The 12,901-nt window shown below is 41.0% G+C and carries 10 protein-coding genes; 6 read left to right on the top strand and 4 right to left on the bottom strand.

Features of this window, described 5'->3' with window-relative positions:
- Positions 1 to 201: 201 nt before the first annotated feature.
- The 5 genes from ACN222_RS10070 to ACN222_RS10050 all read left to right on the top strand — a co-directional run bounded on the left by ACN222_RS10070 (position 202) and on the right by ACN222_RS10050 (position 9,350).
- Positions 202 to 495 (top strand): NHLP leader peptide family RiPP precursor, encoded by a 294-nt coding sequence (locus ACN222_RS10070; RefSeq protein ID WP_010996185.1) that lies wholly within the window; start codon positions 202 to 204, stop codon positions 493 to 495.
- A 113-nt stretch (positions 496 to 608) separates the two neighbouring features.
- A complete protein-coding gene (locus tag ACN222_RS10065) occupies positions 609 to 2,639 on the top strand; it encodes a RiPP maturation radical SAM C-methyltransferase (RefSeq protein WP_419756899.1) in 2,031 nt (676 codons plus the stop codon).
- The gene (locus ACN222_RS10060) at positions 2,614 to 4,083 is read left to right on the top strand and encodes an NHLP bacteriocin system secretion protein (protein ID WP_044521187.1); all 1,470 of its coding nucleotides are present in this window, start codon (positions 2,614 to 2,616) and stop codon (positions 4,081 to 4,083) included. Before ACN222_RS10065 ends, ACN222_RS10060 begins: the two co-directional genes overlap by 26 nt.
- Positions 4,070 to 6,292, top strand: a complete 2,223-nt coding sequence (locus ACN222_RS10055) for an NHLP family bacteriocin export ABC transporter peptidase/permease/ATPase subunit (protein WP_044521185.1) — start codon at positions 4,070 to 4,072, stop codon at positions 6,290 to 6,292. Before ACN222_RS10060 ends, ACN222_RS10055 begins: the two co-directional genes overlap by 14 nt.
- Before the next feature lie 199 nt (positions 6,293 to 6,491).
- Positions 6,492 to 9,350, top strand: a complete 2,859-nt coding sequence (locus ACN222_RS10050) for an NHLP bacteriocin export ABC transporter permease/ATPase subunit (protein ID WP_010996181.1) — start codon at positions 6,492 to 6,494, stop codon at positions 9,348 to 9,350.
- Between the two features lie 107 nt (positions 9,351 to 9,457).
- Here the strand turns inward: ACN222_RS10050 and ACN222_RS10045 are convergent, their stop codons facing one another.
- From ACN222_RS10045 to ACN222_RS10035, 3 genes are all read right to left on the bottom strand, one after another.
- Complete coding sequence (locus ACN222_RS10045; RefSeq protein ID WP_044521183.1) at positions 9,458 to 9,835, bottom strand: hypothetical protein; 378 nt, start codon at positions 9,833 to 9,835, stop codon at positions 9,458 to 9,460.
- Between the two features lie 365 nt (positions 9,836 to 10,200).
- Positions 10,201 to 10,629 carry a hypothetical protein gene (locus ACN222_RS10040; RefSeq protein ID WP_010996180.1) on the bottom strand — a complete coding sequence of 143 codons (429 nt, stop codon included), beginning with the start codon at positions 10,627 to 10,629 and terminating at the stop codon, positions 10,201 to 10,203.
- 340 nt (positions 10,630 to 10,969) lie between these two features.
- Positions 10,970 to 11,509 (bottom strand): PadR family transcriptional regulator, encoded by a 540-nt coding sequence (locus ACN222_RS10035; RefSeq protein ID WP_044521181.1) that lies wholly within the window; start codon positions 11,507 to 11,509, stop codon positions 10,970 to 10,972.
- A gap of 332 nt (positions 11,510 to 11,841) precedes the next feature.
- On the opposite strand from ACN222_RS10035, the gene ACN222_RS10030 reads away from it, so the two are divergent.
- Positions 11,842 to 12,252: a hypothetical protein gene (locus tag ACN222_RS10030; protein WP_231865524.1), complete on the top strand. Its 411-nt coding sequence runs from the start codon at positions 11,842 to 11,844 to the stop codon at positions 12,250 to 12,252.
- Between the two features lie 347 nt (positions 12,253 to 12,599).
- Here the strand turns inward: ACN222_RS10030 and ACN222_RS10025 are convergent, their stop codons facing one another.
- Positions 12,600 to 12,893 carry a DUF6679 family protein gene (locus tag ACN222_RS10025; RefSeq protein ID WP_010996177.1) on the bottom strand — a complete coding sequence of 98 codons (294 nt, stop codon included), beginning with the start codon at positions 12,891 to 12,893 and terminating at the stop codon, positions 12,600 to 12,602.
- Positions 12,894 to 12,901: the final 8 nt, after the last annotated feature.

Raw genomic sequence — 12,901 nt, 5'->3', positions numbered from 1 at the left:
ATATGAGTTTTATATGTCCATCTGTTGCAATTATTTTCCAAATTTGTATGAGAGCGATTCAAAGGCAAAAATGTACTTTTTTACTTTAAAAATAGCATAAAAAAATCTAAAAAAAGGTGAGTTCTATCTGGAAAATGTGCATTGTATTGAAAAGTATTTTGATGGCAAAATGCCATTGCAACCTTTAAGGAGAAACAACAAATGAGTCTAGTAATGACATGGAAAGAACTCGAAGAAAAAATTATAGTAAAAGCTGGGCAAGATGAGTCTTTTAAGCAGGCTTTAGTATCTAATCCTCGGTCTACTCTGGAAAAAGAGGGAATTAATCTTCCATCCAGTATTGATGTTAATTTGGTGGAAACTACTCCAGGAAATTTATCTTTGCAGGCGTTACCAAATTCTGAGCAAGATACATTATCTGAAGCAGAGCTAGAGTCAGTAGCAGGTGGTAGAATTAGTGGCGAAGTTTCAGTTACGGTTAAAGTTAAGTTTTAAGTTAAATGTCTAGCCTAAAAATAAGATTTTAGGCTAGATAACTAGTGTTTTAAATTAATAAAATACAAATTCCTATTTTCCACGGCATAAACGAAAATTATATAAATAAAATCATGAGTGATGTATGTTTAGTATTAATGCCTTATGCAGCAGTTGAAAGACCATCAATTGCTCTTGGTTTATTAAAGGCTCGTCTACAACAAGCAAAGCTTGAACCAACAATTTTATACCCAAATATCCAGTTTGCAGAAGAAATAGGCCTTGATGTATATGCTATGATTAGTGAGAATTTTATTGAAACGTTCTTGGGTGAATGGACATTTTCTGGAGTGTTATTTCCTGAATTTAATCCTAACCATTCAGAGTATTTCGATCTTATTTCTCCATGTTTCAAAAGCTACGAGAATTATTTGCCTGATAGGAACCTGAAAGAAGCATTTTTGGCAGTACGTGAGCAGGCTACAGCATTTATTGAAAGTGTTGCTCAGTCTGTAGCCAATTTACAACCCCGTATTATTGGCTGTAGTTCTACATTTCAGCAGCATTGTGCTTCACTTGCTCTCTTGAAACGTGTACGAGAGTTAGCCCCGGAAATTATTACTTTTATGGGAGGTGCTAACTGTGAAGGGGCTATGGGGTTAGCTACTCACACACATTTTTCTTGGGTAGATTTTATCATTTCGGGAGAGGGTGACGATTTATTTAATGAGTTTTGCTATCAGCTTTTGGATGGTGGTCGAGAGGTTGATCCATCAATATTGCCTTATGGTGTAATTAGTCCATCTCATCGGACTTCTACCAAAATCAGCATAGCCGCGCCAAGAGCTTCCGTACAGAACTTAGATCAAGTACCAATTCCTGACTACGATGATTACTTTCAAACCCTCCATGCTTCTACACTTTCGCCCTACATTCAATCTGGACTTTTGATTGAAACCTCTCGTGGATGTTGGTGGGGGCAAAAACATCATTGCACTTTTTGTGGATTGAACGGAAGTGGTATAAATTACCGTTCTAAATCTCCTGATCGTGTGCTGAAAGAGTTTACCCAGCTATGTGAACGTTATGGACTGCGTAAATTTCAGGTGGTCGATAATATCCTAGATATGAATCACATGAATACGGTTATTCCGGTTCTTGCTGCTGGAGATGAAGCTTACAATATTTTTTATGAAACGAAAGCTAACTTAAGGTGGGAACATCTGCAACAATTGGCACAAGCTGGTGTTCGTTGCATCCAACCAGGCATCGAAAGTATGCACAACTCCATTTTAAAACTGATGAACAAAGGTAACACAGCCTGGATGAATGTGCAGTTATTGAAATGGGCTAGAGAATTAGGAATTATTGTATTTTGGAATATACTTGCGGACTTTCCAGGGGAGTCAGATGAGTGGTATGTGGAGATGATGGAATGGCTACCTTTAATTGCTCATCTCCAACCACCAAGCGGTGCATCAGAGATTCGTTATGACCGATTTAGTCCTTACTATGAGCGACCATCGGACTGGGGTTTAAACTTGTCTCCTTTGCGCCCTTATAAATACGTATATCCACTTGCGCCAGAAATACTTAGTGAACTTGCCTACTTTTTTGAAGACCAAAACAATTTGGTTACTCGTTATGCAACAGAAGAAAATGAACAAACAAGTGAAAAAACAGAGCGTCCAGGGTTAGAAAACTTGAAACTCTGGGTAAACCAATGGAATCGTTTATGGCAGTCTTTGTACTACAAGGAACATAAACCAGAGTATTTACCAATTTTGAGCATGAATGATAGTGGTAGCTTAATTACAATTTATGATAGTAGACCATGCGCTACCGAAAGTCTATTGTTTCTAGAAGGATTGGCTTATTGGGTTTATAAAGTTTGCGATCGCGCTTTGACTTATCGAGAAGTAGTGTCAGAAATTAATAAAAAGCTTGACGTTCCGGTATCCTGGGATGAAATATTCCCCATTGTATCTGAGTTACGAGAGCGTAAGATTTTGTTAGATATCGATGGCAGACTACTCAGTTTAGCATTAAAGGGGTCTTGTTCACCTTATCTATCAGTTTCAGAATTACCTGCTGGCTATATTGATCTTCATGAGTTCCGTCGCCACAATAGTAAATCTAGTGAGAAGGTTTTGTTACCAAACTAATGCTACAAAAAAAGGCAGTATATTCCGCAAAGAATCCTTAGAGCGTCTATCTTCTCCTGAAAGATTAGACCAACTGATGCAGGTAGTCAGTCCTAAAAGCTGGCTACCTCTTGTGGCGTTGGGTTCTATTGTGGGAGTTGCTTTTATCTGGAGTATTTATGGTAGCATTCCCATCACCGTTGAGGGTCGGGGTGTATTGATTTACCCTAGCAATGTTGTACCCCTACAATCCAAAAGTGCCGGGCAAATCATGGCGTTGAATGTGAAAGTGGGGGATGTGATTAAAAAAGGGCAGGTGTTGGCGACAATTGACCAAGCTGAACTGCGTAAGCAACTGCAACAACAGCGAGGGAAACTAACACAACTGGAATCGCAAGATAAAGCTGTTGGCTCACTACAAGGGCGGAGGTTGGAACAAGAGGAGCGATCGCAGCAACAACAGCGTCAGTACCTCCGGCAGCGTATACTGGAATTGGAAGCTATTACACCTTTACTCAAAACCAAAGGTAACACCTCTGTTGATCAGCAACGTCAAGGCTTACAGCAACGTCTCCAGCAAGCTCAAGCTCTGACTGCTGTGTTTCTACGGAGGATGAAAATTCGCCAAGAATTATTTCAAAAAGAAGGGGCGATTTCCGGTGATGAAGCCCTCAAAGCAGAACAGGAATATCTGCAAAACTTAGAAAAGATTGCTGATATTCAAGCACAATTAAAAGAACTTGATGTCAAAGAGACTCAACAAGAAAAAGATTATCGGGAAAATTTGACACTTGTGGCTGACTTGCAGTCACAGTTGAAACAATTAGATAGTCAACAGGCTTCCGTGGCTCAACAAGATTTAGAAAATGTCACGGCGAGAAATAAAGAAATTCAAGAGGTGAAGCGAGAGATTGGCTCTCTAGAACTGCAACTGAGTGATAATAGCCAGATTATTAGTCAACATAGCGGACGCATTTTAGAAATTACCTTGACACCAGGGCAAGTTGTTAACGCAGGTACACGGTTAGCTACCATAGAGGCGGAAAATCCCCAGAGTAAGTTGGTTGGTGTTACCTATTTTCCTGTGGCGGAGGGTAAGAAAATTCAGCCAGGGATGTCTATCCAAATTACTCCCCAAACGGTGAAGCGGGAACGCTTTGGGGGGATTGTGGGTAATGTCACCAGCATTTCTCGCTTCCCGATTACCAAGGAAGCGGCTGCTAATGAAGTCGGTAATTCTGAGGTGCTGGAAGGTTTAGTATCTCAACAGCAAGGATTAATACAAGTATTCTCTCACTTAGAATTAGATGCCAACACACCAAGCGGTTACAAGTGGTCTTCTTCCACGGGGCCGCACCTGAATATTTCTTCTGGAACTACTACCGTTGTGCGGGTCAAGGTAGAAGAACGCGCTCCCATCACCTTTGTTTTACCAATCTTGAGGTCTGCCAGTGGTATCTACTAAATCTACCGTAGTAACACTGGTTAATCCTTGGCAGTATGTAAAAAAAATACTACCACCTAGAAGGCTGCGAGTGAAAACGCCCACGCTGCTACAAATGGAAGCGGTAGAATGTGGTGCGGCTGCTTTGGGAATTATTCTTGGTTACTACGGTCGAGTTGTACCATTGCCACAACTGCGGCGAGACTGCGGAGTTTCCCGCGATGGCAGCAAGGCATCTAATATGGTGAAAGCTGCCAGAACTTATGGACTAGAAGCTAAAGGTTTTAAAAAAGAACTGAAGCAAGTACAACAATTACGCCCTCCTTATATTGTCTTTTGGAACTTTAACCATTTTGTTGTGGTAGAGGGATTTGGTAAACATCAGGTTTATATCAATGACCCCGCTACGGGGCCGCGTCATGTATCGTTACAAGAATTTGACGAGGGATATACCGGAATAGTACTGGTGATGGAACCAGGCGCAGAGTTCCAAAAAGGTGGTCGCAAACCCAGCATGATTGCATCTTTGTGGTCACGGTTACAGGGGGCTGAGAGTGCTTTAGTTTACTGCATCGTGGCAGGATTTTTCTTGACGATTATTGGGTTGGTAATCCCCGTATTTAGTCAAATATTTGTCGATGATATCTTGGTGCAGGGACGAATGTTATGGCTGCACCCTCTACTTTTGGCAATGGCGATCGCTGCTATACTGCAAGGATCACTCACATTACTACGACTACGCTACCTACGCCGACTCAAAATTAGACTAGCTGTGGGTATGTCTAGCCGTTTCCTCTGGCATATTCTCCGCCTACCAGTGAGCTTTTATGCTCAAAGATTTGCTGGGGAAATCAGTAATCGCACTACCCTAAATGACCAAGTAGCCGATGTTCTGGCTGGACAGTTAGCAACAACCATCATTGACACATTGATGGTGCTTTTTTATGCTTTGGTGATGGTGCAGTATGACTGGGTACTTACCTTGATGGTGGTCAGTTTTGCCGCCGTGAACGTCTTAACTTTGCAATGGATTTCTCGTCAACGGATAGATGCTAATCAACGATTAATTCAAGAATATGGGAAGGCGGCGGGTATATCTATCGCTACATTACAAAGTATAGAAACACTCAAAGCATCAGGGTTAGAGTCTGATTTCTTTTCTCGATGGTCTGGTTATTACACCAAGGCGCTCAATTCCCAACAGGAACTAGGAATTACAAACCAGACATTCTCAGTTTTACCCACACTGCTATCGGCTCTCTCCGCCATGTTGCTCTTGATAGTCGGTGGTTTCCGCGTGATGGATGGACATCTAAGTATCGGTATGCTCATCGCCTTTCAAGGTTTAATGTCTGGTTTTCAGCAACCCGTCAACAATCTCGTCAACTTTGGTACGACTCTCCAGGAATTAGAGGGAAACTTGATTCGTCTTGATGATGTGTTGGATAACCCCGTGGGGGAAGTAGGGGGTAAAACATCGTCTTCATCACTCCAGGCGCTTCCTAAATTGCAAGGATATGTGGAGTTAAAAAATATCACTTTTGGTTATAGCCGCTTGGAAGCGCCTTTAATTGAAAACTTTAATCTGTCAATTAAACCAGGACAGCGTGTGGCGTTAGTGGGGGGAAGCGGTTCTGGTAAGTCTACCATTGCCAAACTTGTAAGCGGACTGTATCAACCTTGGACTGGGGAAATCTACTTTGATAGTCAACCGAGAGAGGAGATTTCCCTCCAACTACTGACTAACTCTGTGGCGATGGTCGAGCAGGAAATTTTGCTGTTTGGCGGTACGGTGAGGGACAATTTAACCCTTTGGGATACTACTGTACCAGATAAAAACCTCATGAGGGCTTGCCAAGATGCTGCGATCGCTGATGTAATTTTCTCTATGTCTGGAGGTTATGATGCCGAACTCATCGAAGGTGCTGCTAATCTCAGTGGTGGTCAACGACAACGGTTAGAAATTGCCCGTGCGTTGGTAAATAATCCCTCTATCCTAGTTATGGATGAAGCCACCAGCGCCTTAGACGCAGAAACAGAAAAAATCATTGACCAAAATCTCCGCCGTCGGGGATGTACCTGTATTATCGTGGCGCACCGATTAAGCACTATCCGCGACTGTGACCAAATCATTGTCCTGGAACGGGGGAAAGTAGTACAACAAGGTACGCACCAAGAACTTTGGCAAGTTGAGGGTGCATATTCGCGTTTGATTCGGACGGAAGGATGAAATCAATTCAAAATTCAAAATTCAAAATTCAAAAATTTATTTCCCTATTTCCCAATCCACTAAGGTACTAAGTAAAAATCCTCCGCGCCCCTTTGCGCTTTCCTTCGCGCCCCTTTGCGTTAAAAAAATAACTCCGTACCTCACTTGTTTAGGAATTGCTATAGCAACCAACAACAATCACCTAATCTAAATAGCCAAAATGAAACTACAGGGGCAAACTTACATAATTAATGGCAATGAACCAATTTTACTCAATGACCCGTCGCGGGTTTGGGTGGTTCAATCTGGTTCTATGGCTTTGTTTGCAGTCACAGTGAAAGATGGCGTGATTGATGGAACTCGTCGTTATTTATGTAGTATTAGCCAAGGTGAGGCACTTTTCGGCACGGTTTATCAGCAACGCCAAATTCTCGCGGTTCCTATTGGGGAAGTTGAGTTACTGCTGTTACATCCAGAATGTTTTCGCGGGTTAGGAGCGAAAGCTAATGCTTGGATAGAAAATTGGTTAATGGAACTTAGTAGTGTATTGTGCCAGATTCCCACACCCAAAATTCAGGTAAAAACTGAGGGACAAGAACGATTTTCCTTAAATAATGGTCAAAATTTCCAACCAGCCGCAGGTTTAACTTGCTGGGTGCAGCTTCAGGAAGGGAATGTTTGTTTTCTGGGATTTGAGGAATTGATTTTAGCCACAGACGTAGCCTTCCCCATGAATGACAAAATGTGGTTAACCCCAGTCGGGGGAGTGCAACTAACAACTCATACTACTAGCGAATACGAAAATTCAGATATACTGCTGGCTGGTTTATCTCAATTACATACTCAAATCTTGTCTTGTGTGACTTTATTAGATGAGCAAGAAGCACAAGCAGAACTGACAAGGTTGCAAGAACGTCAACGCCTGAATCGTCGAGTCACAGCCGAAGCTTTAGGGGAACTATCATCAACCCTCAATTCTCAAGACGGTGACTTTTTCTTAGAAGGTACTCCTTTATTAGTGGCTGCTGGTGCAGTCGGTAGGGCTATGGGTATCAAGATTAGCCCTCCATTGCGTTCGGAAAATCTCCAGCGAGTGAAGGAACCATTAGAAGCGATAGTCAGGGCTTCACGTATCCGAATGCGCCGGGTGTTGTTGCGGGATAATTGGTGGCTGAAAGATGCAGGTGCTTTAGTCGCCTATACTAAAGAGAATCAACCAGTGGCGCTGTTACCTGCTGGAAATCGTTATGAAATTTTTGACCCAGTTAACTATAGCCGTGTGGTAGTAAACGAGGGTGTAGCTGCAACATTAGCTCCTGTGGCTTATATGTTTTATCGCTCTTTACCCGATAAAGCACTCAGGGCTATTGATATAGTCAAGTTTACCCTCCGAGGACACGGGTGGGATTTACTACAAATTTTATTTACTGGTATTTTCATTACCCTGTTGGGGATGATTACACCTTATGCCACTTCAATAATTATAGATAATGCCATCCCCGATAGCGATCGCTCTTTATTATTACAAATCGGCTTAGGGTTATTAGTTGCAGCTTTAGGTGCAGGTTTATTTCAACTGGCTCAAGGTTTTGCCTTGCTGCGAATGGAAACCTCTGGTGATGCTTCTACTCAAGCTGGTGTGTGGGATAGATTACTCAATTTGCCAGTCTCTTTTTTCCGAGAGTACACCACAGGGGATTTACTCTCACGAATTTCCTCAGTCAGTGCTATCCGTCGTCAACTTAGCGGTAGAACGCTGATTAATTTTATTACTAGTATATTTGCGTTATTTTACTTAGGACAGTTATTTTATTACAACTATAAATTAGCCCTGATTGCCGTTGCTAGTGCCGTAGTGGCGATCGCTATCACGACAATCTCTGGTATCCTTCTATTATCAAAAGTGCGACCTCTGTTAGAAGTACAGGGTAATATTTTCGGGCAAACAGTACAGTTAATCAACGGCATTTCTAAACTGCATATTGCCGGGGCTGAAGAACGCGCCTTCGCCGCTTGGAGTAAAAACTACACTCGACAAATCAAGCTAGAACTCAGCACCCAATTGGTAGAAGATTTTGTTGTAATCTTCAATACAATCATCCCCATCATTACCTCTGGAGTCCTATTCTGGTTTACCACCAAGCTCTTAGAAGAAGCTCAAACTTCCGGAAGTATCGCCTTTTCCCTTGGGACTTTTCTCGCCTTTAACACAGCCTTTAGCAACTTCACCAGAGGAACCACAAACCTCAGCAATACAGTTACCCAAATTTTACAAATTCTTCCCCAGTGGCAACGCACACAGCCAATTTTAACCACCATACCAGAAGTGAATCTCAGCAAATCTGACCCTGGCAGGCTGGCAGGTAAAATTACTGTAGATAATGTAACTTTTTGTTATCGTCGTGATGGCAACTTAACCCTGGATAATGTCAGTATCTCTGCTGAACCAGGAGAATTTATTGCTCTAGTAGGTAGTTCTGGAAGCGGTAAATCAACTCTGCTGCGGCTACTACTGGGATTTGAAACACCCCAAGCCGGCAGCATCCATTACGATGGTCAAGACCTTTCCGGCTTAGATGTGGATGCAGTCAGGCGACAGTTAGGTGTTGTGTTACAAAATGGTCAGCTAAATTCAGCTTCCATTTTTGAGAATATCGCTGGTGACGCACAGATTACCCTAGATGAAGCCTGGGAAGCAGCGCGGATGTCTGGTTTTGCTGAAGATGTTACCGCCATGCCTATGCAAATGCACACGGTAGTCAGCGAAGGCGGTGGTAATCTGTCTGGAGGACAAAGACAGCGATTGCTGATTGCTCGCGCCTTAGCATTAAAGCCCCGAATTTTGTTATTTGATGAAGCTACCAGCGCCCTCGACAACAGAACCCAAGCAATAGTCAGTGAAAGTCTAGATAAATTACAGGTTACCAGAATTGCGATCGCTCATCGACTAAGCACAATTCGCAACGCTCACCGCATCTATGTATTACAAGCAGGCCGGGTAGTACAACAGGGAACTTTTCAAGAGTTAGCAAATACTGAAGGGATTTTTGCTCAGTTGATGGCTCGACAAATGGCTTGATTGTTAATTCGTTTTTGTGAAGCGAAGATGGGAAAATTTGAGTGTATTTGGTTACAAGACTGGGATTTTGACTATGACAAAAAAATCACAACTAGTACTTTTAAAATTTAGTACACCAAGTTGCCAGTACCACGTAACTGTCGCAAAGAATTAATGCAAAAAGGACAGTCACACGTAAATATCCTAATTGCGGCTTCGCTTTCTTCATCGGTGAAATCAAGTTCTGCAACTGTATCATCAGATGGCCTGGATGAGACTACCATCGATTTAGGTGCAGGAGCAGCCTTTGGATCTCTTTCTGAATCTCGAATACACACAAAATCCTTCATACCGTGAGGATTAGTAATACAGGTACGACCATCATTAGTGTGTATTAATCGCTGAGTCAGGTTAGCCTGGGCAGGGTTGATTATCCCTAGTGTAGATACCAGCGATGTAAAAATTGAAGAACTGGCGAACAAACTAAGTATGAGTTTTCTGTTCATAAACTCCCTAAAAGAGTATAACTAAACGTTTAGGTTATGCGATTCACTATCAAATATCAAGTAAATTTTTGTACCCATTGATTTGATAATGCCCGTTACCGTAAGCTTATTCTCTAATTAGATTAAATTTCCGGACAAACTTGGCTTTCTCCTCTTGATAATGAAATACTGTTTAAGTATTTTTATTTAAATCGAAGCGTGAAAATAGCTTATTACTTCCCTCGTTATATAAGCCTGGGTATTTCACAATACCAAGTGTTGGATTTCTGAAATAAAAACTGTTTTTTGTGGATGGCTGTATTTAAGGGACTTCCAGATAAAAAATATCCAAGTAGGTAGTTCTTCCCCTACCTCTTTCCTGGACTCTAGTATCTGCCACTGGGCAGAAGTAAAATATCCACAATTTCCCCGACAGTTAAACCCCAACCTGCCAAAACAGTCAAAATCCAAAACGAATCTATTTTTTTGAAGCCGGCAAAACGCAGTTCTAAATCAGCTAAAAGAGTGGTTGCTATAGGAATAAGAAACAAACTTAATAACATTGACCAAGTTGCAACTAAAGCAATAGATGCACTTAAGACTATAACTACTACTAAAGTTCGAGAACCAAAAGAAACTATGGTTTCTAACCAAGAAATACTCTTGCGGACTACAGCTATAGCAATAGTGGCGATAAAAGCTCCGACTAACCAAACGATGTGATGTGCAGCAAGATACCACCCCAAAAGGGCATAAGCTAACCAAAGCAGTACTAGTGGCATCACAGGAATTTTTTGAAAATATCCTATATTCATAGTTCCTATGCTGATGAAGAATGCTGAGTTAAAAGACTCTCACCTTTGTGTGCGTGATGCTACGCGAACAAGGAAAAGACCAATGAGAGCATCGTCAAGGTTGGGGTATTCATAGTAGTACCAAAGTACCAAGTAATTCTTACTTTGTTCAGAAATCTGCACTCTGCACTGAGCATGGTAGAAATAATATTAGTCTTTAATCATATATTAATAGAATTAAATTGATATAATATTATCAACTCAAATGAGGATTTTGATATAATTGATATTATAACTTTAGATAACTTCAAAATACTAATTTTAATGTAATAAAAAATAATAGTTACTTAGAGGAAGTATCTTAATTATCAACTGTTAGTGTTTTGATAGCTGACTTTAACCAGTCAATATAAGTTTCCTCACGACGCACGATTAATTCCACCATTAGCCTATGTATTAATTGCTCACGAATCTCCACTTCATCTTCAACCGGTGGAAAGTTGATGGCTTCACAATTGCTGATTTTTTCATAGTGAGCTGCTAGCTGCTGTTGTAGTAGACTAGCGATCGCCTCATTCGATAACTGAGCTGCAAAAAATAATTGTACAAGTAAAGGTTCTCTGACTATAGGCAAGGGCTGGGGGGATTGCAGCCACCGTACAAACTCGGTTTTGCCCATTTCTGTGAGACTATAGACTTTACGGTTGGGGCGATCGTGCTGAATCTCAACATGGCAATTAATCCAACCCTGCTCAAAAAGCTTATCGAGCGTCTTATAAATCTGTCCTTGATCGGCTGGCCATAAGTGAGCAATACATTGATCGAAACAATTTGTCTTGAGGTCGTAACCTGTCATATCTTCTTTTTGTAGGAAACCGAGAATTATATATGCTAAGGACATAGACGGTTTTCCGAAAATAAAGTAGTAAATACTGCCTTTGATAGCTCCTATATTGATTATGCTAATATATGAATATTCATATATAAAAAACAAATGCCAAAACGAAAGCATTCTCAACAATAATATTTACTTTGTTGATGGCAGACAAAGAGTCTGCGCTATATTTTCGGAACTTACAGACCACAAATCCATCATACACAAAGCATAATTGAATGGATGACTGATTCCTGATATGGCATTGACCAAAGTAGTTTGATGAGAAGCGTTTGTGATGCCAACCTGAAGAGAAATTTCAGCTATTAAAGAATATCGTAATGGGAGGATCGATTCCATTGACTTCTAACACGCTTTTACAACGTATAAATCAACATCAGCACCTTAAGAATTTACGAAACAAATTACTCAAGCTGCACAAGGTTTTGCTAGACAAAGAACGCATTACCTATGAACAAGTGAGTGGCAGAATATCAAGTGGAGAATTTTTGCAACTTGTAATTAACCATGAGCAATTTGCTTGGTTACATAGTATTTCCGAGGTGATTGTGCAAATTGATGAAATCCTCACAGCAGATGAACCCATATCGCCAGATAACGTCAAAAACTTGATTGTCGATATCCGTACTTTACTCTCGCCATCAGAAGAGGGAAATACATTTGCTAGAAAATACTACACTGCACTGCAAGGTGAACCTAGCGTGGTTCTAGCACACGCAGAAGTGTCACAACTGCTTGCATCTGCTTGAGGACATATAAGCAGTCCCTGGATATGTTGATAGATAGGGTTCCTACTTAATTTTTGAGATACAAGTAGACATTGCCTGAGAAAACCATCATCAGGAAAGCGGTGGCTGTTCTCCACGTTAGATTTAAGAACCTGAAAGGATTCAAAAAAAAGCACTGTGAGACATCACGGTGCTTTTCTCTATCTACAGGAAGAATACATGATAGTACTCTGCTGTGTAAGATACTCAGAACTAAACATTTAAATCGTCTCAGCTAAAGCAATAGTCATATAGGTGAGGAAAATCTCAATTGTCCAGAGTAAGAAAGCAAGTGGTGTGATATTGATTACTTAAGGCTTCGCCATAACTTAAGAATTTTCATGTTCCTGATGATTATTAGTATGTCTGTCGGTTTCTAGAAGTCGTGACATAAACACATCAGGTTTTCTACTGACAACTGAGACAACTTTATCAATAGCAACTACTTCGCTGACTTTGACAATCATTTCCCACAAAGTATCTTCCTCCGTGTCTTTGTTGTGAGTTCTATGTTTAAAGCACAACAGATCATCCCAAATCCCAATAATGGTTGCGTAATACCATTTATCTCGTATCAGTATCCAGATTTCTTTCTCTAGGTAAGTTTGTAGAATAGATTTCACAATTAGTG

Source organism: Anabaena sp. FACHB-595 (assembly GCF_048568275.1).
In the GTDB taxonomy this organism is placed as follows: Bacteria; Cyanobacteriota; Cyanobacteriia; order Cyanobacteriales; family Nostocaceae; genus Trichormus.
Note: the sequence above shows the minus strand (reverse complement) of the source record. Positions and strands in the feature narration are given on the sequence as shown.

Excerpts from the sequence above, each read along its gene's own strand:
- ACN222_RS10070 (WP_010996185.1), top strand. The coding sequence starts at position 202 with ATGAGTCTAGTAATGACATGGAAAGAACTCGAAGAAAAAATTATAGTA.
- ACN222_RS10065 (WP_419756899.1), top strand. The coding sequence starts at position 609 with ATGAGTGATGTATGTTTAGTATTAATGCCTTATGCAGCAGTTGAAAGA.
- ACN222_RS10050 (WP_010996181.1), top strand. The coding sequence starts at position 6,492 with ATGAAACTACAGGGGCAAACTTACATAATTAATGGCAATGAACCAATT.
- ACN222_RS10045 (WP_044521183.1), bottom strand. The coding sequence starts at position 9,835 with ATGAACAGAAAACTCATACTTAGTTTGTTCGCCAGTTCTTCAATTTTT.
- ACN222_RS10040 (WP_010996180.1), bottom strand. The coding sequence starts at position 10,629 with ATGAATATAGGATATTTTCAAAAAATTCCTGTGATGCCACTAGTACTG.
- ACN222_RS10035 (WP_044521181.1), bottom strand. The coding sequence starts at position 11,509 with ATGTCCTTAGCATATATAATTCTCGGTTTCCTACAAAAAGAAGATATG.